Origin of the sequence: Citrobacter sp. Cf125, from assembly GCF_030333935.1 — a bacterium.
Classification (GTDB): domain Bacteria; phylum Pseudomonadota; class Gammaproteobacteria; order Enterobacterales; family Enterobacteriaceae; genus Citrobacter; species Citrobacter freundii.
The window spans coordinates 30066-54675 of record NZ_JAOWEY010000025.1 but is presented as its reverse complement, the minus strand read 5'-3'; the positions used below and the strand labels follow the sequence as shown (position 1 = coordinate 54675).

The 24610-nt window shown below is 47.0% G+C and carries 21 protein-coding genes and 1 tRNA gene; 3 read left to right on the top strand and 19 right to left on the bottom strand.

Features of this window, described 5'->3' with window-relative positions; all coding sequences use genetic code 11:
- Nucleotides 1-8 precede the first annotated feature (8 nt).
- The gene (locus OGV89_RS17010; protein ID WP_286559000.1) at nt 9-1190 is read left to right on the top strand and encodes a MalY/PatB family protein; all 1182 of its coding nucleotides are present in this window, start codon (nt 9-11) and stop codon (nt 1188-1190) included.
- Nucleotides 1191-1355: 165 nt separating this feature from the next.
- Here the strand turns inward: OGV89_RS17010 and OGV89_RS17005 are convergent, their stop codons facing one another.
- The 14 genes from OGV89_RS17005 to proB all read right to left on the bottom strand — a co-directional run bounded on the left by OGV89_RS17005 (nt 1356) and on the right by proB (nt 17357).
- Nucleotides 1356-2471 carry a hypothetical protein gene (locus tag OGV89_RS17005; protein WP_286558998.1) on the bottom strand — a complete coding sequence of 372 codons (1116 nt, stop codon included), beginning with the start codon at nt 2469-2471 and terminating at the stop codon, nt 1356-1358.
- A gap of 739 nt (nt 2472-3210) precedes the next feature.
- Nucleotides 3211-3286: transfer RNA gene (locus OGV89_RS17000), tRNA-Thr, on the bottom strand.
- Nucleotides 3287-3450: 164 nt separating this feature from the next.
- Nucleotides 3451-3915, bottom strand: a complete 465-nt coding sequence (locus OGV89_RS16995; protein ID WP_003843778.1) for a methyltransferase family protein — start codon at nt 3913-3915, stop codon at nt 3451-3453.
- 192 nt (nt 3916-4107) lie between these two features.
- Nucleotides 4108-5556 carry an EAL domain-containing protein gene (locus tag OGV89_RS16990; protein ID WP_286558996.1) on the bottom strand — a complete coding sequence of 483 codons (1449 nt, stop codon included), beginning with the start codon at nt 5554-5556 and terminating at the stop codon, nt 4108-4110.
- Nucleotides 5557-5897: 341 nt separating this feature from the next.
- Nucleotides 5898-6371: a FidL-like protein gene (locus OGV89_RS16985; RefSeq protein WP_003838775.1), complete on the bottom strand. Its 474-nt coding sequence runs from the start codon at nt 6369-6371 to the stop codon at nt 5898-5900.
- A complete protein-coding gene (locus OGV89_RS16980) occupies nt 6346-7077 on the bottom strand; it encodes a winged helix-turn-helix domain-containing protein (RefSeq protein WP_003843779.1) in 732 nt (243 codons plus the stop codon). The genes OGV89_RS16985 and OGV89_RS16980 overlap by 26 nt, the downstream gene beginning before the upstream one ends.
- Before the next feature lie 144 nt (nt 7078-7221).
- Entirely contained in the window at nt 7222-7917 is a 696-nt protein-coding gene (locus OGV89_RS16975; protein WP_003031358.1) for a fimbrial biogenesis chaperone, read from the bottom strand.
- Entirely contained in the window at nt 7914-9530 is a 1617-nt protein-coding gene (locus OGV89_RS16970) for a fimbrial adhesin EcpD family protein (RefSeq protein WP_003843780.1), read from the bottom strand. The genes OGV89_RS16975 and OGV89_RS16970 overlap by 4 nt, the downstream gene beginning before the upstream one ends.
- Nucleotides 9531-9534: 4 nt before the next feature.
- Entirely contained in the window at nt 9535-12027 is a 2493-nt protein-coding gene (locus tag OGV89_RS16965; protein ID WP_003843781.1) for a CS1-pili formation C-terminal domain-containing protein, read from the bottom strand.
- A gap of 58 nt (nt 12028-12085) precedes the next feature.
- Nucleotides 12086-12763 carry an EcpB family pilus assembly chaperone gene (locus OGV89_RS16960; RefSeq protein WP_003031363.1) on the bottom strand — a complete coding sequence of 226 codons (678 nt, stop codon included), beginning with the start codon at nt 12761-12763 and terminating at the stop codon, nt 12086-12088.
- Between the two features lie 52 nt (nt 12764-12815).
- Nucleotides 12816-13403: a common pilus major fimbrillin subunit EcpA gene (gene ecpA, locus OGV89_RS16955; protein ID WP_003031365.1), complete on the bottom strand. Its 588-nt coding sequence runs from the start codon at nt 13401-13403 to the stop codon at nt 12816-12818.
- Between the two features lie 595 nt (nt 13404-13998).
- Nucleotides 13999-14718, bottom strand: coding sequence for a Crp/Fnr family transcriptional regulator (locus OGV89_RS16950; protein ID WP_003843782.1), 720 nt, complete (start codon nt 14716-14718; stop codon nt 13999-14001).
- A 270-nt stretch (nt 14719-14988) separates the two neighbouring features.
- Nucleotides 14989-16242, bottom strand: a complete 1254-nt coding sequence (gene proA, locus OGV89_RS16945) for a glutamate-5-semialdehyde dehydrogenase (RefSeq protein WP_003031370.1) — start codon at nt 16240-16242, stop codon at nt 14989-14991.
- An 11-nt stretch (nt 16243-16253) separates the two neighbouring features.
- Nucleotides 16254-17357 (bottom strand): glutamate 5-kinase, encoded by a 1104-nt coding sequence (proB, locus tag OGV89_RS16940; RefSeq protein ID WP_003031373.1) that lies wholly within the window; start codon nt 17355-17357, stop codon nt 16254-16256.
- Nucleotides 17358-17646: 289 nt separating this feature from the next.
- On the opposite strand from proB, the gene phoE reads away from it, so the two are divergent.
- On the top strand, nt 17647-18702 hold the full coding sequence (gene phoE / locus OGV89_RS16935) for a phosphoporin PhoE (protein WP_003843783.1): 1056 nt from the start codon (nt 17647-17649) through the stop codon (nt 18700-18702).
- A gap of 56 nt (nt 18703-18758) precedes the next feature.
- On the opposite strand, the gene crl is transcribed toward phoE, so the two are convergent.
- From crl to gpt, 3 genes are all read right to left on the bottom strand, one after another.
- Nucleotides 18759-19160 carry a sigma factor-binding protein Crl gene (crl, locus tag OGV89_RS16930; RefSeq protein WP_003031376.1) on the bottom strand — a complete coding sequence of 134 codons (402 nt, stop codon included), beginning with the start codon at nt 19158-19160 and terminating at the stop codon, nt 18759-18761.
- A gap of 57 nt (nt 19161-19217) precedes the next feature.
- Entirely contained in the window at nt 19218-20462 is a 1245-nt protein-coding gene (frsA, locus tag OGV89_RS16925) for an esterase FrsA (RefSeq protein WP_003031378.1), read from the bottom strand.
- A 100-nt stretch (nt 20463-20562) separates the two neighbouring features.
- Entirely contained in the window at nt 20563-21021 is a 459-nt protein-coding gene (gene gpt, locus OGV89_RS16920) for a xanthine phosphoribosyltransferase (RefSeq protein ID WP_003031380.1), read from the bottom strand.
- Nucleotides 21022-21282: 261 nt separating this feature from the next.
- Here gpt and pepD point away from each other — a divergent pair, with 261 nt between their 5' ends.
- Nucleotides 21283-22740 (top strand): cytosol nonspecific dipeptidase, encoded by a 1458-nt coding sequence (pepD, locus tag OGV89_RS16915; RefSeq protein ID WP_286558993.1) that lies wholly within the window; start codon nt 21283-21285, stop codon nt 22738-22740.
- A gap of 100 nt (nt 22741-22840) precedes the next feature.
- Here pepD and dinB read toward each other — a convergent pair whose 3' ends face one another.
- Together dinB and OGV89_RS16905 are read right to left on the bottom strand one after the other, a co-directional pair.
- Nucleotides 22841-23896: a DNA polymerase IV gene (gene dinB / locus OGV89_RS16910; protein ID WP_286558992.1), complete on the bottom strand. Its 1056-nt coding sequence runs from the start codon at nt 23894-23896 to the stop codon at nt 22841-22843.
- A gap of 66 nt (nt 23897-23962) precedes the next feature.
- Nucleotides 23963-24604: a hypothetical protein gene (locus OGV89_RS16905; RefSeq protein WP_003838789.1), complete on the bottom strand. Its 642-nt coding sequence runs from the start codon at nt 24602-24604 to the stop codon at nt 23963-23965.
- Nucleotides 24605-24610: the final 6 nt, after the last annotated feature.

Genomic DNA, 24610 nt, shown 5'->3' with positions numbered 1-24610 from the left:
AGCATGTAATGGATTTTAATAAGATTATCGATCGCCACGATACCGCCTCGCTGAAATGGGACTTTATGGCGCGATATTTCGGCGAGGATACACATCAACTGTTGCCAATGTGGGTGTCTGATTTTGACTTTACTTGCCCGCCCGCTGTTCAGGAGGCTTTAACTCACCGCGTCGGGCACGGTATTTTTGGTTACAGCGAACGGCCACAAAGCTACTTTGATTCATTAATCTCATGGCTCTCAACCCGGCATCAGCTGGAAATCAAGCAAGAATGGATCTGCAGTATTGAAGGTGTTGTTCCGGGATTATCGCTACTCGTACAAATGCTGAGCCAACCCGGTGAAGGCGTAGTCGTTCAGGGGCCTTATTATGGCTCATTCGCTAAAATTATCTCTTTGAACGGCAGACAGTTGCTGGAAAATCCGTTGTATGAGGACCCGGCTACCGGTTATCAAATGGATTTTGCTCACCTGGAAATGTTATTCCGGACTGAACGTCCACCGTTGATGATTTTATGTAATCCGCATAATCCAACCGGCCGTTGTTGGTCTGTACAGGAGCTGGAACAGCTACTTACGCTGTGCGAAACCTATGATGTGACGTTGCTGTCTGATGAAATATGGGCAGATTTATTGCTTCCTGGAGAACAATTTACTTCAGTTCTGCATCTGGGAGAACGCTGGTATTCGCGTGTAATTTCAGCCACTTCAGCCAGTAAAACGTTTGGTTTGTCGACATTGCGTATTGCTAATTTTCTGATACCGGCACCGGCATTGCGTGAACACTTTTTACGCCGTCTGGATGCTCATGGGCTGGATGTATTCAATGCGCTATCCGTCGAAGCGAGTACGGCAGCATGGCAACATGGTGCACCATGGTTAGACGAGTTACTTGGCTATCTGGCTGAAAATCGACGCTGGTTTATTCAACAAATTGATGAACATCTCCCGTGGGCTCGGGTTGTTCCTTCCCAGGCAACTTATCTACTGTGGATAGATTGCAAAGCGCTTGGACTGGATGATGAGCAGCTCAAATGGGTAATGCTTGATGTTGCCGGTATTGCGCCTTCAATGGGAAATAGCTTTGGTCCTGCTGGAAAAGGTTTTATCCGCCTGAACATGGGATGTCCACGCGCCTACCTCGAAAAAGCGGTAGAGGGGTTGAAGCGTATTGCATTTACATCTTGCTAAATCTGCTCAGTAAACGAATCGGCCCTGGCGCAGGGCCGCTCGATATTATCAGCCATTTTAATAAACAACCAAGTGATATAGTACCAGTTAGCCACCAACATACAGGGGAGTTTAAGCGCGTTTTTGCTATTTCAAGCTAAAACGAGGATTCAGGCAACATTATTTTCATTCACTATCTTCTTGTTTCATTTTCATTAAAAAATGCAACACATTAGGATTATTATCTACAATATTTGTGAATTTCCCCAATAACCTTGAAGCATCTTTTTTGCGATTGTGATTAACATACCAAGTATGGCATACACCGTATAACAATGCGCTTTTTAACTCAATGAATTCATCATCCATGCCTGGATGTTGGTAAAGAAAATTATCCGTATAATCTTCTATTTCTTTAATTTCATGAATTTTTTTAACTGGTATATCAAGAAGTGAATTACTGGCTTTGATCATTTCTAACATTGAATAAAAAATCGTAGGCGATTGGTTTTGAAGAAAAACCTGATTTTTAAAGTCATCAATGATCTTTTCTTTTTTCTTAGTATCTTCAATAAAACATGTCAACTGCGCCAAGTGGCTTAATAAAGTCACATCATTTTCAGCGTCGTTAGTTAGTTTCCATTTATCATAACTATTTTTGACATAAGCGCGTTGAAAACTCTCCTTATCTGGATAAGGATAATACGGATGAAAGCTGAGTGCCTGCACTAAAAACCCAGCAGCGACGTCATCAGATAGTTCTGCACTATAAACATCTACGAAAGAAGCTGTCAGACCAGCCATCAAAAAGTTGAGCTCATCGTCTATAAAAGGATATCTCCCTTTTAAATCAATGACCTCACTTCTTATCTTAACGACCAGGTTAGCCATACCAATAGCGTCCATTTCATCTTTTCGGGCACTTAGTGTACGGGCATTTATATCAATGAAGAGGATCTTAGCTATTATCTCTCGCTTTTGAGCATCAGTTAACTGTGATTGCGAAATAATTTTATCAAAAATCTGATTAAACCATCTACTCTCTAAATTAATGCTATGCGCATTGGGTGATAACAACTTCCCGTTCAAACTATAGTGGATTTTCTCTATTTTATTATCACGTGTAAACCCTACCAACGTTACGACTGAGCGAGAATTCGCTTCAGCCAAATTAATTATTTGCTGTTTAGAACGATGAGTCAAAAACAATGTCGGAAATTGCCAGTTCTCAACCGCAAACGGGGGCACAAATTGGAATGAAGGATTCTCTTTAGATGTGGCCCTTTTCCACGTCTCCTCCATCTGGTTAGTGATGTCATAAGCATTTTATCTGTATTACTACTGTTCCACCCCCCATCTTTTTCATTATAGAAGCCAGAAATGCTTATCTGTGCAAATTCAGGGTATGGTTGGTAGAAAATCGCACAACCCATTGCAAAAAACAACACAAGCAATGAGAAACAACTCGACTTGTTGGGATAACGTCTTTTTTTTCGATGATAAATTAATGTAGTTATTAGAATGACAACAGAACCACATATGAAAGGAATCTTCCATTCATTCAGAAAAAACAAAAAAGAGGAAAAATTAAAAAAAATCAGTGCTGGCAATCCCAAAAAGGTGAGAATATTTCCGGAAAAAGTAGCAATGTCCTGGAATTTCATGAGGGGCCTATCTTCTGGTAGATATTGAAGATAGATTAAAAAATACAGCGCAAGATGACAAGGATTTCTGCCAATAAGTTTATGTTAGTCGCTTGTTTTTTCTAGGTAAATGTTCTTATTCATGTAAAATCACCCCATCCCTAAGTAAAATTGTGGTTTTCATGTAATTCGGAGCTAAAATCTCCGCTCACAGAATGGCGAGGACCTGCGATTGCACGTCTTACAAAACTCCCACGTTGCATTGTTCAACTCATTGAAACAAATATATTGATCATCAGTTCCCTCCATTTTGTCACATCCGCAACGCGCAAAATGCACATTAGTGCTGAACAAAGCAAAACACTGCAATAGTAACTTGATGATTTTACGAGAAAAGGTGGTGCCGATAATAGGAGTCGAACCTACGACCTTCGCATTACGAATGCGCTGCTCTACCAACTGAGCTATATCGGCCCTGAAAAGGACATGTCCACGAATGTGAGCACGGGGTAGAAGGTTAAAACTAACCGGGCGACGCGTCAATGGCCTTGCGAATCAAACGCCTATTTTTGCATCATCCGGATTCAATTACGCACGAATCGTGTCGTCACAGGCATCCTGTACGCGGCAAGGGAACGCTATAACCAGCGGCGAACACGCTGCTCATAGTGTTTCCATTCCAGCCCGAAATGTTTTCGCAGTTGTTCCTCTTCAAAATCAATGTGCAATCTGGCAACCGCCAGCATAAACAGTGGTGCAACCAATATTCCAATCAGGCTACCGACGTAGAGAGCAAAAGCTAACTGGAGTCCACTCATTCCAAGATAGATTGGATTGCGGCTCCAGGCATAACATCCGCCAGTAACAAGCGTGGTCGATTTCTCTGCATGCAGTGGGTTTAGCGTCGTACGTTTCTTCCGCATCTGCCACGCGGTATGCAGTATCATCGCCAAACTGGCGCTAGCCAACAATGCACTTATTACGATAGTCGCCGCGCCAAATGTGAAACGCGGGATCGCCGTCAACGCATCCGCGATGAGGAATAATATTAAGATGAGTGGTGGTGGAAGCCAGACTCTTAATTTTGTCAGGAAATGACGCATGGCTATAGACTAACCTCGGAAGCGGTTTGATTAACGCTGATACCGCTATAAATACCCTGTAAAAGACACATAAACAAACAATGTTTCACTCAGAACTGGCTATCGTCTTCACCAGACAGGCAGGATCTGTAGTACCAACCTCGGCAAAAAAACCGGCATCAGAGGCATCCGCCCCTGATGTTCACGACAGGTTTACGCTGAAAAAGTTGAATCCGACGCTGATTCAAACAGCCCTACAGACTGCTTGTAAAAACGCATAAAATCATCAAACATCACTGGCGGTAAAAATTGATAACCCTGCAGGTAATCCACATTATTTTTCCGCAACCATTGCTGCTGATAGCCATATTCAACGCCTTCCGCCACCATGCGTAATCCCAGGAGTCCGGAAAGATGAATGATTGACTCGAGCATAGGGATATGTTGCTCAACTTCTTTAATAGCCTTGATGAACGTTTTATCAATTTTGATTACATCCAGGTCTAACTCATTGAGATAGCAGAGATTAGCGTATCCCGTTCCAAAATCATCTAAAGCAAACAGCACCCCTCTGTTTCGCAACGATCGTATCAGCTCTTTGAGAGCTGGAGTGATAGTTAGAGTCTGATTTTCGGTTATTTCAATCATTAATTTTATCGGTAGTCTTTGCGTTATCTCCATAAAGTTAAGGCATTCCCAATAAAAAACAGGATTACTTAAACCTGATGGACTGACATTAAAGGAGACGAATAGCGTTTTATTAATATCCTCGCTTCCGTCAACCAGATTACGCGCGACGGTGGTCATTAAATAGCTCGTTAACTCATTCATTAAGCCACTTTTTTCAGCCAGAGGTATAAACTCACGCTGAGAAATCGCATAATTATGGCCCTGTGGCCACCGAGCCAAAACCTCAACACCACAGACGTCCCCATTGATATTTACGATGGGCTGAAAATAAGGAATGATTTCTTCATTCCTTATTGCCATACTCAGTCGGCCAGAATCTGAAACATCATATGCATCGCCATAAATTACATTCTCACCAGAATGACTGTTTGTCGGGTAGCCTTCATGCAATAAATTATTCCTGGTTAAAAAAATGATAGTTTCATTAAAATGAGAAAATCCCAGACGAGCGGTTATCCGCTCCCGATATCGATAAACTGACTTAGTTGTTAGTGAGTTAGCAATACAAAAGTCGTGCAATTTTTCTTTTGTGAATGATGAATACAACATTTCCTCTTCAAATTCAGTCAAATGAAAATTAAAAATCGTCGAACCTTTAGTGACCTCCACAACCTCATTGGGTGCCATTAAATTGGCTCTTAGCTGAGAAATCAATTGATCAGATAATTCTCGTCCATTAATGAAAGCATACTCCTCGTATCCTCGATTAACAGAACGAGTTTCATTCATCCGAAGAACAATACAGTTGATGTTGATAAACTGCGTGCTATTTCTCTGAAACCATTTCCTGACCAGTAGCAATGGTAACCGGTTATCGATCACCAGCATACAGGACGGGTATCGTGGAATAACTGACTGTGTACCAGAAATAAATGATCGCGCATCAACCAGTACCAGATTTGGCAGCCACGCTTTTATCCCTGAGAAAAGAAAAATATCATAACTGAGCAGAAAAACCTTTTTCGTATTCATAGTTACCACCAACTTAAATTTATGGCATAGCAGGTCCCTCGTTATATACACGAGAGAATATACAACACCTTCAGCCTCCAGCAATTATAAGGCGGTTCGTGAATTAACTTTATCCATAAGCCATATCACGTAATTTCAGAGTTTATAATCACAATTATCCATATGCGTATTCCCATTAAATGGTAAATCCATTTCAAATATCGAAAAAGGAAAATTCCTAATTTTCATCAGTACAAATCCTTTTACTCATTTTCACTACAAGGCAAAACAAAAAACCACAAATGCAAGAAACAACAAAATATACAACCACAAAAATCAAAATACTAACACATTACCTTGATTTATGCTGCCCGACAAACCATGAGCGTACGTCGCAGATCTCTTATCGCATAGACATTTCCTGCGATACGGATGACCTTATAATAGAAAATATCCTGTTGAGACATAAGCAGTTCGGTAATGTCATCGGGAACATTGTCATTTTTATTTTTGACAATAGCCAAGCGACGAGTCTGCAGATATCCGTCGCGGTCTTTGCCAATAAAATTCAGGACAACATTACGATCTACAGCATAGTGCTTACCCTGAATATTAAGGCTCCCTATCTGGGATACCCGCCCTTCGGTAGCGGAAGAAATACGAAAAACCAACAGAACTTCACCTTCAATTTTTACGCCCTGAGTTTGCGCCTCCAGATGCAGGTAATTCTTGGCAGAGCAGGTCAGCGTCTCAGGTTCTTGATGGCGATAAAAAAAGTATGCTGTTATCACCGCAAGAAAGATCGCCCCGCTAATAAAGATAATTTTCGCATTCACGGGCAGCCCCTCCTTTATCCAGCGTACAGACCCCCAAAAAATTCTCTTTAAGATCATTACCTGCCGATAAATTATTATCATCATAAAAAACAATTGTTTTCTTGCCATCATGACAAGTCGCATTTATTTTTCGCCACATATCGGAAGATAAAAACGCTTTCGTTTTATCAGCATTATTGTCATCGGCAGTATAAAGTTCACAATCACCTATTGCCCTGATATAGATAAAATTCGTGGCACCAGAATTAAGAGCTGGCAATATCAAAACAGAGCACCCAAGAAAGGTAAACAATAAAATGAACAGAACAATATTTTTGCGTTTCGGTGTTGCGGGTGAGTTCACCGTTTCTGTTACCGAACGAACAGGTACATCTCCACTGAAAGATGACTGTTCATCATTGACCGAAGCATGGAACAAAAATCCCTGCCGGGGCAATGTTTCAATGGGATTATCGGCCCCCAACTCACTAAATGCTTTTCGCAATATACTGATACTTTTATTAAGGCTATGACCCGATGGGGCCATGCCATGCTTTTTCCATACTTCTTCAATGATAAACTCACGATGGAGTTGTTGATTTTTATGGGCAATGAATAGCTCAAGTAGTCTCGCTGTAGATGCCGAAAGGATTATTGTAGTATTGCGATGTTTCAGGCTTTTTCTGGTGGAATCGTACTCAACCTGATCATTAATTATACTTTTCATACTACCTGACTCTTGAATACCGTGACATGGAGTACAAATGACCAAAGTTTCATCTGTGCTGAGCTGAATACTGCATTGTATAAAGATAGTTACAGTATAGGTTCGATATCTAACCATGACATATCGGATCAGACTCAATGCTTACTATTGATTGAGTTTGAAGCACCCCTGACCTACTGGGATGTATTTCTGCAACGCTACGATAAACTTTCGGTTTTTTGTTTTGAGCTCACTACTACGCCAGGTTTCACCCGGCAACACATAACGCATGGTGGCTTCATCATCGGTTGAATTGCACCCTTGGTGTACGATGATTTTAAAAAAAGTATTCCCAGTGTTTTTCAGTGTTCCGTTAGCCTCATCAATGGTGTAGGCCAGATTTATGTTTCTCGGGCGAACAACCAATATGGTGTCCATAGCGATCACCGGGAGAGCCTGCCCGCCTTTCCCTTGATTACGTTCGGTAAACAGCGTGATCGGCATTTCACGAAACAGAATTCGGTAATAGCGTTCTTTATCATCCTGCGGCCCGCGGTAGAAAATCTTAAAAAACTCACTCGCCTGCGGAGCCAGTGAAAAATTCAGCGGAGTAAACAGAAGTTCGCCTTCAGCAATAGCACTTCTGTTTTCACCTCCCGGTCCCGGCTTATCAATTTTTACTGCGCCGATACTGTATAAATTCTGTTTCTGGCTATCGTTATAGATTCGTTTACTGATAAATGCTTTATCCGATGGCATCTCATAAATGGTCGACTCCAGGTAGACTGCCTGTGTAGAGAATGCTGTCAGACCGGAAAGTAGAATAAATACCCATCTAAGCGCCAGACGACGGCGGTTCATGGCGTCACTCCCACCCAATTCGCCGTGACTTTTATCTCTCCACTGGCGCTGACGACACCTTCCCAGTCAGCGCCGGAAACGGTTAACATCGAACGCGAATCATTCATTGGGAAAAGCAATTTCAAATCAGTAGCATAATAGCTTCCATCGTCATTGTTATTTGCGTCCCAGGGCGTCTGTTGCCACTGCGCATCTCTCATACTGACTGCCGCTTCACTGCAGCTATTTCGTTTTTGCACCACGCCCCCCGACTGACTGTTGTACTGCAGAAAAGCGGGAATGGGGACGGACAGCCCGCCTTGCGCAGACGTAAACAGACAGTAAGGGACACTGTTTATCGTCGTACTTTCCCCAATAACTTGCGCGGTAATACTGTCTGCTTGACGGGGACCTGAGACGGTTACGGTGTACTCCATTTCTATAGGAGCGGCATCGCCAATCGTGCCACTACCGCTCGCAGAAGTTGTGTTGTCCGAAGAGACGATACTGATCCCATACTCCTTCGGCACAATATTGAGCTGTAGCGAAGGGGTAAACTGGTAGTGTCCTGACTCTGGTGTTAAGCCATTATAAAAGCCGAAGGTAAAGGGCTGACTGTTAGTAATGCTGATCCCTGAATCGACAAGATTCTTCAAAAATGCTTTTGACAGAAAAATATAAATGTATTCTCCGGAGGTCGTAAAAACGTTGTAATAAGCAGTTGAAGTACCATAGTTATACCAGTTTGAACCATTCCCGGAGTATCTCACGGTGGCCGCTCCGGGCGTAAAACCAAGCATCGCCGTATCGACAAAAGCGCGAAACGTCAAGGAGGCGGTCAGATTGGCCGTTTGTTGCAGGTTATAACTCACCATTTTGCAAATCACACCGTCAGTACCGCCTACCACGCCAAGTTCGCAATAACCAGAGTCTTTGGTGATGCTCGGCGTACCGTCGCTGGCAACCCAAAGCTCCTGAAATGCGTTAGTCGAGACAAGTGACAGATGACCGCGTTTAGTTAACGTGTAATTGACGTAATTCCATGATCCTGTCGATTGGTCTTTGCACCGTTGCCCGGAAGAATAATCATAATTTACAGAAGTATAACAGCGGTTGAACACGTAGGTTTCGCTGCTACCGGTAGGCACATTGCGAAAGTACTCATAAGCAGTATCGGTCAGGGAAGCGAATCCGTAGGCGCCACCAATAACGCCTGCGACAGAGCCGACCTGCGCATGATAAAAACCGTTTTTGTCAGTGCCCAATCCGGCAATAAACCCGGTTGATGGGCATTGGGTGCCACTATAACAACGGATTCCCCGGAAAGGCCCGTTAATCGGGGAGTTATCAATCCACATGTCCTGATAATAATTTCCAGGCGCAGTCCAGCCGACAAAACCTAAATACCCGAGACTCACCTGAGAGGTACCGTATTTTATCCACGTGTTTGACCCGCTGAAACGCGGATCAAGTGCCGATGGGGTAATAAAGTATTCACTATCAATGGCATTTTCGATAAACAAATAGTTATTGCTAACTGAGCCGGAAGAGATTGCATTCAACGCCAAAGCAGGCACAGGTGAAAAACTCCCTACGGCACAGATTACAGTAGCTAATTTAATTAATGCTTTCATTTTATTACCTCTGCGCCATCGTGGTTTGCGTTGCACATTTCACATCGCCAACCCACGCTGCGCCGCGTGCTTTTTCCAAATCAAGATCGGCTTCGCATATGCTGCCATTGGCTGAAATTAACGTGATGACCGGATACTTTTTATCGATATCGATAGCAAACTCACCCTTTTCATCCGTACGCGTTTTACCGATGTGGTTATGGATATCGGTATTTGCAGCCAATTGTCCATCGGGATAACGAATGCGCCCGAATACGGTAACCATGCTTTTCACTTCAGGGTTGATAACACCCACGTTACCCGGATATAGCGTCAGCTCCTGTTTGCGTCCTGAAACAATATCGAAGCTGTCCTCAGAGTTTTTATCATTGAGGATTTCCAGCTTGTACTGAGCATAGGGCGGCAGTGCAATGAAATTTGATTTACCGCTGAGAAGATAATTGCGGTTATTAATCTTCGCAGCCAGTTTCCCTTCACCGGTCAAATCTGTTTTCACAATGATGCCGGACCGCTGCCGCTCTTTACTCAGGCCGAAATCTTTACCTGCCCACGCCAGAGAACCTTGGGAAGAGAAGTTCATATTGGTGGAGTTGTCAGCAGAACGCGTTACCGATACGGTGCCGGCGTTATATTTCGTGTCATAACTCAAATTGCCGTTTACCGAATAATTATTGTCGTAATACTGTTCGCCACTCAGACGCGTTGATGCCGACAATCCGACCGATTTAATCGGGCCCTCAGCATACTGCTTACGCGCGCTGAGATTACCCTGAGTACTGCCATAACGATCCCGGGAGACGCCCATGCTCAACCAGGTCGCCAACGGCAATGATAAATCCAGACTGACATAACGTTCCTGTCGCCCATCGTCATTCCGATTGTTGTAGTAATAACGCTGAATACCTGCACGCAACCCAACCGTGGCATACCTGCCTGAATAAAGGGTCGTGCTGTAGTCCAGATTACGATATTTATTTCCCGAGTAGCGATTCTCCGTCTGACTCACGGTGAGCGAGCCGCCATGAGGAATAAACTTTCCGAGGTTAAGAGTCCCGCCAATGGAATAATTATCACGCTCCTGTATAGGCAGACGATCGCCAATTTTACTGTCTTCACGAGATGCCCATAGGGAACCGTATCCCTCAGGGACATTAAGGTTGATGTTACTGATATTTCGCCATGACGAATCGTTCGCCACTAGCGTCTGATTGCCAATGCTTACGTATTCACTCACATTGAGCGTGACATCCGTTTCATTAACCGCATTGTTGTCAAAACCGTAGAGCGTGGATTTCAGGCCCAGCCCCGATAATATCGCCAGCGTCACCGATGCGGCCCCCCCGGCAATCCAGGTCTGCTCGTTGCCCAAATCTTGATAATGATTTCGCTTGTAACTCACACGGTCATAATCCAGTGAGCCACCAAACAGTTGCCACGAAAGCTGATCAATCCCGGCGGCTTGTTGGCGGGCAAAGATTTTATTAACCCTGCTGATACGACTATTAATTGTCCGGCCATTGACCACGATATCTACCGTGACGTCATACACACCATACGGAAAACGACTGGTATCAATTTCATAACTGCCCATATTAAAGTTCTGCACGCTGAGCAAACGCCCATCACGGAAGACATGAACCTCGCCAGCGGCTGGCAAAAATACGGTAATCGGCGTGAGTGAAAGCGCAGTATTCTCAACAACCGTACTTCCTTTGTTTCCGTAGCTCACACCGTAAATTTTCCCACCATTCAACGCATTCAAACTAGCAATAGACTGCACGTTCCAGGTGTCGAGCATCCCGAGCGCCAGTCGATACCCGTCATAATCACGCTCATACATCGCACGATAGAGTTTACTGGTGCCGTTGCTGTCGCCGATGCCGTAAAACGAACCGTTAATATTGATATGGTGCTCACGCAGCGATGTTGTATTGTCCACCGTCAGATAGCTGCGGGTACTGCTGCCATTATGATAATCGTTGTAGTAGGTACCAAAGTTATAGTTCAGGACGTTAGAGAGAGACTCCACGCTGGAAGGTCCAAGCAGGCTACTGCGTGCGACAATCGCTTCAGTTAACGCATCTTTGCTGACTATCATCTCCAGGTGAAATGAAGAGACGTTGAGTTGCAGGCGTGCATTGTCCGATAGCTCGATATTGGTGTTATCGTGAAATTTCACATCACGAATTTTTTCTACCAACGCACGAGTTTTTCCAGATAACACGGCATTATTAGGCAATTCAGCAAGAGTCAGGGCTTTAACTGTAATATTGCCATCAACAAGCGAAATCATCGCATCGGCAATTTTTTGCTGACTTTTCTCGTCAGTCTCGTTGTAACGAATATATACCGGCACCGTCATTCCCTGCTCCAGTGAACGGGCGAAAGCGCTGGGAATAACGTAATTACCCACTTTTACTGGGGCTGCATGTGAAGTTCCTGGTGTCAGCGCAAGAAAAAGACAAATGCTACCGCCGACAATATATTTTGTTGTCATATGCATCCTTACAATCCGGTATTTTTATTTATCCCGTACAGATGGCTGCTATTGACCATCACTTCACTGTAATAAACTGCTTACCGTGCCAGATACCAATGCGTGAGCGGCTATTACTAATGTCGGTGAACTGCAGTTTTATTTTTGTACCTGGCATAATGTAATAGCGTTCGCGACAACCTCGTCCCTGATCGCGAGCCTTATCCTTACAGGCGCCATAGGCGATCACACGAAACGAAACATTGCCAGTATTGGTAATAACATCGCCATTTCGGCTATATTCAAAACGTTCTTTTCGCGGCGCGACCACCAGAATAGTGCCAATTTCTGCCGACGCTGTTGCTACCGCCATTTTATTCGCCCGGGTTTCCGCGCTCTCGGTGACCGGCTCATCTATCCATTGCAGACGATAATAACGTTCGAGATCATCTGCTGGTCCTTTATAAAAGAAGCGGAAAACATCCTTTGCTTGACCAGGAAGAATAAGATTGGCAGGTGTAGAAAGTAACTCTCCGGAATTGACAGGCTTTATTTCGACTCCCCCCGCCAAAGGTGATGACAATTGTTTTACCGAAACACTGACATAACGCGCCGCATCAGTTGTATTAGTAATTTCTTTCGATAATGAACTCTCAGCAGAAGTCATTATCGATGTGATTTCACCCACATTAATTGCCCATCCGGGAAAAGATGCTACTAACCCTACCAACATCACTGCCGGTAAATATTTTTTCATGACGCCATTCCTGATAAATTCGGGAGAAAAAATTCTCCCGAATTTTTATTACTTAGGCAGACGGAGTCGTCCAGGTTGCATTAAACTGTACTTTTACATCGCCAGTCCAATAGCCGTCTGGCAGAGCAGAGTAATCCGTTACTGCCTGGCTACCATCAGAAGTCGCTGACGCGATGGTGAATTTGAAGTTGGATTGATCGCTGACACGAGCAGCACCGTTATAAGCGCCATCAGCCATCAGGCTTTCAAGACCAGAAGTCGAGCTGGAGTTAACCAGGACAGTATCTGATGAGTTAGTCAGCGCGGTGCCATTCCATGCCACCCCTACGTTCAGGGTAGACGCATCGCCACTGGCGTTGGTCAGCGTGTTACTAATGATCTGAGCAGTCAGCTCAAAATCAGTTGCCGTTTCCTGACCCTGAATAGTCACATCAAAAGCACCGTCCTGAGAGTTGAAGGCTTTCAGTCCTTCAGCATACTGGAAAGTCAAAGAGTTCAGCGGGGTGACAACCAACATACTGGTGGTATCTTTTGTTGCCGTCGCGTCCCACGAGGCAGTTGCAGAAGCAGTAACGTCTGCCATTGCATTTGCTGCAACAAATACAGAAGCCAGAGAGGTTACTAATAATAATTTTTTCATTTTTATCTTCTCCTAAGAACAAACTCACCACCGAGTCTTATTTTTAAGTCACTCCAGCGGTTCCATTAATTGCGAGCCAGAATTGCCGCGCCAAAAAATTATCATTTGAATTAAGTAACATCTCAACAAACCCTGAAACGCAAAAATTACAAAAAACTAAGAATTTTCCCACAAAAAATTTTATCTAAGAAGTCTCCTAAGACAGAATTACTTGAAATGTGCCTTATTTCAGAATTATCACCCACATAAATAAGCAATACCAAACAATTCATCTTTTTTATGTTTTTGATAAATATCAAAAAGATCATACAAATACCACCTAAGCAAAACCCTTACAAAACATAAAGATAATTAACGCCTCCATATTTTCTCTATAATGCTTATTATTTGTTGCAATTATGCTAATTTTTTAACTTCACAAGAAAATTCTCATGAAATATTCATATGAGGGGGAATATTCTTATAAAAGAATCGCTAAGCTGGAGGATTAGTATTCGAATTGATAATTATTTCACAGAAATAAAACCAGGAATTTTCCATATAAAAAGAATATTCCTGGAATATCAAGAGTTATATAACGTTCAACAGGAGAGATTTAGCTGAAACCTTTTAATCCCAAATAACTATTAAGTGTTACCGTTCGCACCCGATGTAGGGTAATCAAATTTTGTTGTTCGAGGGATTTAAATGACCGGCTAACGGTTTCAATCTTAAGGTCGAGATAACTGGCAATTTCCTCCCGGGAGAATGGCAAGTGAAGCGTCGTTTCTGGCCTGCCAATACGTAAATGCATCTCGTAAAACTCCACCAGAAAAGCAGCGATCCTGGCCTCAGCATGTTTATTCGCATAGCGCCGCAGTTTTTCAACAATGAATCCATTGTCCCTGCAGAGAAACTTGATGACTGCGGCAGCAACCGACGGATCCTTTTCTGCTACTTTGAACAACCGCGCAATATCGATATGACATACCTCCGCAGCCGTTGCCGCCTTAATCGTTGTCAGGTACTTCCCCCCTTCGACAGCATCCAGCGCCATGATATCTCCCGGAACATAAAAGCGACTGATAAAATCGTTATCACCGCATTCCACGCTGGACTTGCAGTATCCCTCGTGAATAACAAAAAGCATGTTTGCGGCTTCATCCTGCCGGGCGAGTATCTCTCCTGATTTAAACCTTCTTCTTTTGTCTATTAATCGGTGTTGATTATCACGATCAATTGCCGCTCCCTTTGGACACAGCGAACAATGGCGGGGGGGAAACGGGTTGCCGAGCGGCACTACAGGAATGCGATGTTTGTGAATATCCGATTTCACGCAACAACTCCTCATAAAAATGAGACTGATTCTAATAGATCGGGCCATGGGAACAATACGTGAACTGAAGACCAGGAAAATTCATGCTGGCAGGGAAAATTCTGTGATACATCGCCTTTCTGGCACAGGGACGCATGGGTCAAAACCAGACTGATGATGTTAAAACGCAGGATAGAAAAATGTGGCAGTGGAGTGAAGGTTAGAATTAACAGGGCGATGCCTTAATAGCCTTGAAAATCAGAGTGCTATTATGGAATCGCCCGTTTTCAATTACGCACGGATCGTGTCGTCGCCGAAGCCAACCCATTTGTATGTAGTCAGTGCTTCCAGCCCCATTGGGCCACGCGCGTGCAGTTTTTGCGTACTTACCGCCACTTCCGCGCCCAGTCCAAACTGGCCGCCATCGGTAAAACGCGTAGAGGCGTTAACGTACACAGCTGAAGAATCGACTTCATTCACAAAACGATCGGCGTTGCGTAGCGTACGCGTCAGGATCGCATCGGAATGCTGGGTACCATGCTCGCGGATGTGGGCGATGGCATCATCCAGACTGGTGACGATTTTCACGTTCAAATCCAGCGACAGAAACTCGTCGTCATACTCTTCAGCTTTCACCGCAACCACATTAGCAGGTCCTGCCTTCAATGTAGCCAGCGCCATTTCGTCTCCGTGCAGAGTTACGCCGCTTTGTGCCATCTGCTGGCTCAATGCTGGCAGAAAACGCGCGGCGATATCCTGATGCACCAGCAGAGTTTCTACGGTGTTGCAGGTGCTCGGACGCTGGGTTTTAGCATTGACGATAATCTTCAGGGCCGGGGCGATCTCCGCGGTATCATCAACATAGATATGACATACGCCAATGCCGCCGGTGATGACCGGGATAGTCGACTGCTCACGACACAGCTTGTGCAGGCCCGCGCCCCCACGAGGGATCAGCATATCGATGTACTTATCCATCCGTAGCATCTCAGCGACCAGTGCGCGGTCCGGGTTATCAATCGACTGTACGGCAGCCGCGGGTAAACCGCAGGCTTCCAGCGCTTTTTGGATAACCGCCACGGTGGCGGCGTTCGTCCGGTAGGTCTCTTTCCCACCGCGCAGGATCGCGGCATTGCCGGTTTTCAGGCACAGGGAGGCAACGTCAACGGTGACGTTTGGGCGCGCTTCATAAATTACGCCAATCACGCCCAGCGGGACGCGACGACGCTCCAGACGCAGACCGCTGTCCAGCAGCCCGCCGTCAATCACCTGCCCGACCGGGTCGGCGAGATTACACACCTGGCGTACATCGTCAGCAATCGCTTTCAGACGCGCTGGCGTCAGGGCCAGGCGGTCGAGCATCGCATCGCTCAGGCCGTTGGCTCGCGCCTGCTCAACATCTTGTACGTTCGCGCTGAGGATGCTTTCGGTTTGCGCTTCCAGCTCATCAGCAATGGTTTCCAGTACGCGATTTTTTTCGCGACTGGAGAGCAGCGCCAGCTTATATGACGCGGCTTTGGCAGCAATGCCCATTTTTTCCAGCATATGCCTGTTCCTTAACGGGTGATCATGTCGTCACGATGGACAGCGACCGGGCCGTATTCGTAGCCCAGGATGGTGTCGATCTGTTGTGAGTGATGTCCGGCAATACGGCGCAGCGCATCGCTGTTATAGCGGGTGACGCCGTGGGCAATATCACGCCCTTCGAGATTGCAGATGCGGATCACTTCACCACGAGAGAAGTTGCCTGTCACGCTTTTAATGCCTTTTGGCAATAATGAGCTGCCGCGTTCCAGAATCGCTGCGGTAGCGCCCTCATCAACAGTAATTTCTCCGGCAGGCGGCGCGCCGAAGATCCAGCGTTTACGGTTCTCCAGTGGAGATGCCTGAGCATGAAAACGCGTCCCAACGGAAACGCCTTCCATCACGTCGCCAATGACGCCCGGTTTGCTGCCTGCGGCAATTATGGTGTCGATCCCGGCGCGGCACGCGACATCGGCGGCCTGCAGTTTAGTCCCCATGCCGCCGGTTCCCAGACCCGAGACGCTGTCTCCGGCAATGGCGCGCAACGCATCATCAATACCGTGCACGTCTTTGATCAGCTCCGCCTGCGGATTGGTGCGCGGATCGGCGGTGAACAGGCCCTGCTGATCGGTCAACAGCAGCAGCTTATCGGCTCCAGCCAGAATTGCCGCCAGCGCTGAGAGGTTGTCGTTATCACCCACTTTAATTTCAGCGGTCGCCACCGCATCGTTCTCATTAATGACCGGAACGATGTTGTTATCCAGCAGCGCGCGCAGCGTATCGCGGGCATTGAGGAAGCGCTCTCTGTCTTCCATATCCGCACGCGTCAGCAGCATCTGCCCGATATGAATACCGTAAATCGAGAAAAGCTGTTCCCATAGTTGAATCAGTCGGCTCTGCCCTACCGCTGCCAACAGCTGTTTCGAGGCTATCGTTGCCGGGAGTTCAGGGTAACCAAGATGCTCACGTCCGGCGGCAATCGCGCCTGAGGTAACAATAACAATACGATGCCCTGCGGCATGGAGCTGCGCGCACTGGCGAACCAGTTCTACAATGTGGGCGCGGTTCAGGCGGCGGGATCCGCCCGTTAACACACTGGTGCCAAGTTTTACCACCAGCGTCTGGCTGTCACTCATGATTCTCTGCCATTCAAAATTGGGGAAAATGATATCAAACGAACGTTTTAGCAGGACTGGCCCCGGTTGCCAACAACCAGCGCACAAAGCATGAAATTTTATTGCGCAGGATCAGCAAGCGTAGCGGCAGATTTTGACGCATTTATTACAGAAACAAAAAAACATCCTTTTTTAAAAATATTCTTACTTTGTCATAAAACGTTCATTGCCAGACGTTAAAAACCCTCCTGTCTTTTAACGGGGATCACACCCAGTGAATATTAGCGCGTACTTTTAATCAGGAATGAAAATGAAAAAGAGCACTCTGGCATTAGTGGTGATGGGAATTGTTACGTCGGCATCCGTACAGGCAGCGGAAGTGTATAACAAGAACGGTAATAAGCTGGACTTATACGGCAAAGTAAAAGCCATGCATTACATGACGGATTATGACAGCAAAGATGGTGACCAAAGCTATATCCGTTTAGGTTTTAAAGGCGAAACGCAAATTAACGATCAACTGACCGGTTATGGTCGTTGGGAGGCTGAATTCGCCGGCAATAAAGCTGAAAGCGATTCTAACCAACAAAAAACACGTCTGGCCTTCGCCGGTGTGAAATTAAAAGATTTTGGCTCGTTTGATTATGGTCGTAACCTGGGTGCGCTGTATGACGTGGAAGCATGGACCGATATGTTCCCGGAATTCGGCGGCGACTCCTCCGCACAAACCGATAACTTTATGACCAAACGTGCCAGCGGCCTGGCAACTTACCGTAACACCGACTTCTTCGGCGTCGTGGATGGCCTGGATCTGACCCTGCAATATCAGGGTAAAAACCAGGACCGCGATGTGAAAAAACAGAACGGCGACGGTTTTGGTACTTCCGTTACCTATGACTTTGGCGGCAGCGACTTTGCGGTGAGCGGCGCTTATACCAACTCCGATCGTACTAACCAGCAGAATCTGCAAACTCGCGGTACAGGCGATAAAGCAGAAGCTTGGGCAACTGGCTTAAAATATGATGCTAACGATATTTATATTGCAACGTTCTATTCTGAAACGCGCAATATGACGCCAATTTCCGGTGGCTTTGCTAATAAAACACAGAACTTCGAAGCGGTAGTTCAGTACCAGTTTGACTTTGGTCTGCGTCCGTCACTGGGTTATGTGCTGTCTAAAGGGAAAGATATTGAAGGCGTCGGCAATGAAGATCTGGTGAATTATATTGATCTCGGCGCAACGTACTATTTCAACAAAAATATGTCCGCGTTTGTCGATTATAAAATCAACCAGCTCGATAGCGATAATAAGCTGGGCATCAACGATGATAATATCGTTGCCGTCGGTATGGTCTACCAGTTTTGATATAGCATAAAAAAAGCCGGATGGGGTTGCGCCGCCATCCGGCTTTTCACTGTTCATTATGCCGTTAACTTAACCGGTTCATCCTTAAAGTCGTCAGCAGGTTCCAGCGCCAGATTCAGCGTCGTTAACAAGCCAAGTAATTTTTCATGGAATTCACGTAAGGTGTATTCCAGTCGCTCTACCACTTCAGTCTCTTTCACCGGCACCGCAGTCCAGTTACCGTCTTTATCAAACAAACCAAACTGATAACTATACGTGAAGCGTTTTTCCTGCGCCTCCAGTTCCATCCACCAGCCCCAGAACTCGCGTTTCTCAGGGGCCGGTTTCACGTTGACGCAAACAGCCAGACAATCGAAAAAAAATCGATTATCTTCGCACTGCCCTTCCCGGATGTACGGGCCAAGCGCGGTGAATTTCTTGATCAATCTACTTTTCGGATGCCCACTCGGTAACGTCATTACGATCTCCTTAGGTGAAGCACCTGTTTTACCAAATCGATAAAATTTAGCAAACTTTTAACACAATCTCTGATTGATCCAACTGGTTATTTCCTGCAACCCTTTGTCAAAATTGCGATACACCGGATTGAAGGGGATCTCCAGTAGCTTACCGTCTGAAGATGAAGATGTGATTAAACGTGACTCTTCTTCCGGGCTAAACGGGTCGTTCTTCCAGAACCCCGAAAGCATTGGCGTCGGGCAGCGTCGCCCCAGCAGGCCCTGCACTTTTAATGAATAGCGATTAAGCTCAACGCGCAGCGCTTCATCGGAGGCGTCATGCATCCCCAGGCGGCTAGCCAGTACATCAAGATACATTTCCGGGACGCTCGCCTGACGCTGCGGGTCACTAAGCAGCGCATGAACCACTGGTCCCAGACAGGCCACTGCCTTCAGACGTGATGATTCCAGATATGCCAGACGTACCGCTACGTTAGCGCCAAAGCGGAAACCGAAGGCCGCCACGCGAGTGTGATCCACCCAGGGAACATTAGGCAGCGCTTTTAATACATGCTGATGCAGCAGGCTGGAATCCTGAGTCAGTTTCCATTTTGATGAGAACCCAACTGACGGCATATCCAGCGTCAGCATGGCAATGCCACGCGGAGCAAAGTAGCGCTCATACAGACTGTAATAATCCGTTTGCATGGAATCGAGGCCACCGCACATCAGCACCGTCGGGAACGGACCGTCGCCTTTTGGCATATGCAGGAATCCAGTGATTGGTGCGCCGCCGGTAACGGCAAATTCCATCTCGCGCAATGTCCCCGGCAGTCGCTGCGCGGCCTCTTCATAGGCGCGATTGGCCAAAGCCTGTGCCTGTTCTGCCAGCTCATCGCCTTTCAGGTGTGGGTAAGCGGCAATGTTGTACAACGTAGACGCATGCAGCCAGTGGCGTCCGCTCACCTGCGGATCCTCTTCCATAGACGCTTTCTGTTGCCAGTCCATCGCCTGCTTCGCCCACTCATAGATCCAGTTCCCACCGCGATAGCCGATAACCGTATCGTAGAGTTCTTTATCCGTACGTTCGGCTTCGCTCATCACGATACGTGCCTGCACCTCAAGGATTTCACGCGGGTCGACGCCACGCCAGATCCACATCAGACGATTCACCATGCGATACCAGTGGGGAATGGTTTTACCATCCAGGGCAGATTGTACGGACGGCTGCGCGCCGTGATTAAAACGACGAACCAGCGTTGACGTTTCAGGGTGTTTGAAGCGGGGTTTAAACAGGACTTCGCTGAGGTTAGCCTGTGACATGATTGCAGCCTCCATGAGTACTCACTAAGGCATAGTGTAACCTGACACTGCACAAAAAGAACAACGCCCGGCAGTTGCCAGGCGTTGAAAACTTTTTAGATTAGCGACCAGAGATCGGCGGGACGAACACCACGCCCATATCCCACGGCTGTTCAATCCAGGTATCCTGAGGGATATCAACAACATAATCATTCACCAGCGGGCGACCTGCCGGCTTAGCGAAGATAGTAACGAAATGCGCTTTAGGATACATTTCGCGGATCGCAACGGCGGTACCACCGGTGTCAACCAGGTCATCGATTACGATGAAACCTTCACCGTCGCCTTCGGCACGTTTCAGCACTTTCAGTTCGCGCTGGTTGTCGTGATCGTAGCTGGAGATGCATACGGTATCGACATGACGAATACCCAACTCACGCGCCAGCAATGCGCCCGGTACCAGACCACCACGGCTAACGGCAATAATGCCTTTCCATTGTTCAGAAGGCATCAGGCGGCTTGCCAGTTTACGTGCATGGATCTGCAACATGTCCCAGGTGACGACGTATTTTTCGCTCATGTGAAGTGTCCCAGCCTGTTTATCTACGGCTTAAAAAGTGTTCGAGGGGGAAATAGGTTGCGCGAGATTATAGAGATCTGACGCACTAAAAACCAGTGTTTCGCGGAATCCGCGCCTCTTTTTGCATGCTTTATGCTAGCCGTCAGCGGAGAAAGTGGTATTCTCAATCGCATCGCGCAAGCCTGACTTGTGGTGTTTTTAATTCTGCTAACCCCGTGGCCTGCAAGCAAGTTTTGTAGGACATCGCCAAGGAGACTCAACGTGTCTGAACTGTCTCAATTATCCCCGCAACCGCTATGGGATATTTTTGCCAAAATCTGTTCTATTCCTCATCCGTCCTATCATGAAGAGCAGCTCGCTGAACACATTCTGAGCTGGGCCCAGGAAAAAGGTTTCCACGTCGAGCGCGATCAAGTCGGTAATATCCTGATTCGCAAACCCGCTACCGCAGGCATGGAAAACCGCAAACCGGTCGTTCTGCAGGCGCACCTGGATATGGTCCCGCAGAAAAACAACGACACCGTGCACGACTTCACCAAAGATCCTATCCAACCTTATATTGATGGCGAATGGGTAAAAGCCCGTGGCACCACGCTGGGTGCGGATAACGGTATCGGTATGGCGTCCGCGCTGGCCGTTCTGGCTGATGACAGCGTGGTACATGGTCCTCTGGAAGTGCTGCTGACCATGACCGAAGAAGCAGGTATGGATGGCGCGTTTGGTCTGCAGGCTAACTGGCTGCAGGCAGATATCCTGATCAACACCGACTCAGAAGAAGAAGGTGAGATCTACATGGGTTGCGCAGGCGGTATCGACTTTACCTCTAACCTGCCGCTGTCCCGTGAAGCAATCCCTGCTGGCTTCCAGAGCTTTAAGCTGACGTTAAAAGGCCTGAAAGGCGGCCACTCCGGCGGCGAAATCCACGTGGGTCTCGGTAACGCGAACAAGCTGCTGGTACGCTTCCTGGCGGGCCACGCTGAAGAGCTGGATCTGCGTCTGGTTGATTTCAACGGCGGTACGCTGCGCAACGCGATTCCGCGTGAAGCCTTTGCCACCCTCGCCGTGGCTGCAGATAAAGTTGATGCGTTAAAAGCGCTGGTCAACACCTATCAGAAAATCCTGAAAAACGAACTGGAAGCCAAAGAGAAGAACCTGGCTCTGCTGCTGGATGCCGTTACTCAAGACAAAGCCGCGCTGACCGCTGAGTCTCGCGACAGCTTTGTGCGCCTGCTAAACGCCACCCCGAACGGTGTTATCCGCAACTCCGACGTCGCCAAAGGCGTGGTAGAAACTTCCCTGAACGTCGGCGTTGTAACCATGACTGACGACAACGTTGAAATTCACTGCCTCATCCGTTCTCTGATCGACAGCGGTAAAGACTACGTGGTGAGCATGCTGGATTCACTGGGTAAACTGGCTGGCGCGAAAACCCAGGCAAAAGGCGGATATCCAGGCTGGCAGCCGGATGCCAACTCTCCGGTTATGCACCTGGTTCGTGAAACCTATCAGCGTCTGTTCAACAAAACGCCTAACATCCAAATCATCCACGCCGGTCTGGAATGTGGTCTGTTCAAGAAACCGTATCCAGATATGGACATGGTTTCCATCGGGCCAACCATCACCGGTCCACACTCCCCGGATGAACAGGTTCATATCGAAAGCGTCGGCCATTACTGGACGCTGCTGACTGAACTGCTGAAGTCTATTCCGGCGAAGTAAGTCTGCGCTAAACGCCGGATGGCGCTGTGCTTATCCGGCCTACATGCTGATTTGTAGGCCGGATATAGTTTTTACGCAGCCATCCGGCAATACATCAACATCACAGCCTCAACAGTAGTTGCCTTTCCAGCTGTGGATCCAGCAGCGTGACGTGTAATCCCACCAGCCTTACGCCCCGCCCTCCCCGACGTTCATTCCAGGTTTTGCGCGCCGTCGCAATTAAGTCATCTTTACTTAAGCGCGGCCAGACGTGCTCCTGCGTGGTTTGCTGAAAATCATTAAACTTGAGTTTTACTCCCTGCCGGGCGATCAACAGATCCGGTTTTACCTTGGCCAGACGTCGTTCCAGTTCGGGATATAGCCGCTCAATAATCTCCTCACATTCAGCCCACTCATGAATATCTTCTGCCAAAGTACGCTCGACGCCGACTGATTTGCGCAGTCTGTCATTGTTGACGTCGCGTTCATCAATGCCCTGGCTGCGTTCCCACAACACGCGACCAAACTTACCAAAACGTTTGAGCAACATGGCCAGATCGTATTTTTGAACATCCTCGCAGGTTCGCAACCCCATCGCTTCCAACTTAGCAGCAGAGACTTTGCCAACGCCGGGAATTTTGCCTAACGGTAATGTTCTGAGAAATTCAGGAACATCGGCAGGGGTAATCACATATTGCCCATTGGGTTTGTTGAGATCGGAGGCTATTTTTGCCAGAAATTTGACCGGCGCAATTCCGGCAGAGGCGGTTAACTGTAGCTCGGCAAAAATTGTCTGGCGGATCTCCTGAGCGATCAGCGTAGCTGAGCCATGGCAGTGAGTGCTGTCAGTCACATCCAGATAGGCTTCATCCAGCGAAAGCGGTTCTATCAGCGAGGTATAACGGGAGAAAATAGCCTGAATCTGGCGGGAGGCTTCTTTATAGGCCTCGTAACGACCAGGTAATAACGTGAGATGGGGGCACAGTTTTAACGCCATTCCGGTCGGCATTGCGCTACGCACACCAAATTTGCGCGCCGGGTAATTGGCCGTACTGATGACTCCCCGACGTTCACGACTGCCGCCAATAGCAATGGGAATATCACGCAAGGCGGGGTTGTCGCGCATTTCCACCGCCGCGAAAAAGCAGTCCATATCGACATGTATGATTTTGCGCATCGCTCGCCTCCCACAACACTGTTTAAGTATACAGTATTTTTATGTTGTGAGAAGTCTGTTTATGCCTTAGGCCGGACCATTCATGACGAAGCGTGCATCGCACAGGTAACGCACGATGTCCGTGATCTTATGTTCTGCGGGATTACCCGCCGTACTGACAAAAAGCTTATTCACTTTGCGAATCTTTGCCCGCAGCAGTTTTTCGATCGTCATCAGGCGAAATGCATCATTTTCCACGCAGAAAAGCTCATAGTCGCCCAGACGTTCTCCACAAATTTCACAATGATTCATCCAGTAACGTAGCCCGGTAGTTTTACTTTTATCCAGATAGTAATTGCTGGCTTTGATGTTCTTTTGTATCTCTTCAGGCAGAGAATTAATGTGGAACAGAAAGGTATTCCGCCGAATAGATTGCCAGCCTTTGCCATCCTGATCTTTTCTGATAAAGCGGGTAAACATCACCCCGTGAATATGGGTGAGCTGGTGGCAGCTCCAGCAGTGCATCTTCGAGGTAATCACCAGATAGTACGGCGCAACGATGTTAAAACTGTCGGTGTTGTAGACATAGTCACGAAGCCCCTCATTTAACACATGAGGTTCGGTGTACCAGATACCTGAAACCGGGTCGAAATGCGCGCCCTGACAAGCCCCATCAGTGACATTATCAGTATGAATATCCAATGGAATAATATGGGTTACATCTATCACATTACC

What these genes read in the sequence shown, in the direction of transcription:
- OGV89_RS17010 (WP_286559000.1), top strand. Translation starts at nt 9, where the DNA reads ATGGATTTTAATAAGATTATCGATCGCCACGATACCGCCTCGCTGAAA.
- OGV89_RS17005 (WP_286558998.1), bottom strand. Translation starts at nt 2,471, where the DNA reads ATGGAGGAGACGTGGAAAAGGGCCACATCTAAAGAGAATCCTTCATTC.
- OGV89_RS16995 (WP_003843778.1), bottom strand. Translation starts at nt 3,915, where the DNA reads ATGCGTCATTTCCTGACAAAATTAAGAGTCTGGCTTCCACCACCACTC.
- OGV89_RS16990 (WP_286558996.1), bottom strand. Translation starts at nt 5,556, where the DNA reads ATGAATACGAAAAAGGTTTTTCTGCTCAGTTATGATATTTTTCTTTTC.
- OGV89_RS16980 (WP_003843779.1), bottom strand. Translation starts at nt 7,077, where the DNA reads ATGAAAAGTATAATTAATGATCAGGTTGAGTACGATTCCACCAGAAAA.
- OGV89_RS16975 (WP_003031358.1), bottom strand. Translation starts at nt 7,917, where the DNA reads ATGAACCGCCGTCGTCTGGCGCTTAGATGGGTATTTATTCTACTTTCC.
- OGV89_RS16970 (WP_003843780.1), bottom strand. Translation starts at nt 9,530, where the DNA reads ATGAAAGCATTAATTAAATTAGCTACTGTAATCTGTGCCGTAGGGAGT.
- OGV89_RS16965 (WP_003843781.1), bottom strand. Translation starts at nt 12,027, where the DNA reads ATGACAACAAAATATATTGTCGGCGGTAGCATTTGTCTTTTTCTTGCG.
- OGV89_RS16960 (WP_003031363.1), bottom strand. Translation starts at nt 12,763, where the DNA reads ATGAAAAAATATTTACCGGCAGTGATGTTGGTAGGGTTAGTAGCATCT.
- ecpA (WP_003031365.1), bottom strand. Translation starts at nt 13,403, where the DNA reads ATGAAAAAATTATTATTAGTAACCTCTCTGGCTTCTGTATTTGTTGCA.
- proA (WP_003031370.1), bottom strand. Translation starts at nt 16,242, where the DNA reads ATGCTGGAAAAAATGGGCATTGCTGCCAAAGCCGCGTCATATAAGCTG.
- proB (WP_003031373.1), bottom strand. Translation starts at nt 17,357, where the DNA reads ATGAGTGACAGCCAGACGCTGGTGGTAAAACTTGGCACCAGTGTGTTA.
- phoE (WP_003843783.1), top strand. Translation starts at nt 17,647, where the DNA reads ATGAAAAAGAGCACTCTGGCATTAGTGGTGATGGGAATTGTTACGTCG.
- crl (WP_003031376.1), bottom strand. Translation starts at nt 19,160, where the DNA reads ATGACGTTACCGAGTGGGCATCCGAAAAGTAGATTGATCAAGAAATTC.
- frsA (WP_003031378.1), bottom strand. Translation starts at nt 20,462, where the DNA reads ATGTCACAGGCTAACCTCAGCGAAGTCCTGTTTAAACCCCGCTTCAAA.
- gpt (WP_003031380.1), bottom strand. Translation starts at nt 21,021, where the DNA reads ATGAGCGAAAAATACGTCGTCACCTGGGACATGTTGCAGATCCATGCA.
- dinB (WP_286558992.1), bottom strand. Translation starts at nt 23,896, where the DNA reads ATGCGCAAAATCATACATGTCGATATGGACTGCTTTTTCGCGGCGGTG.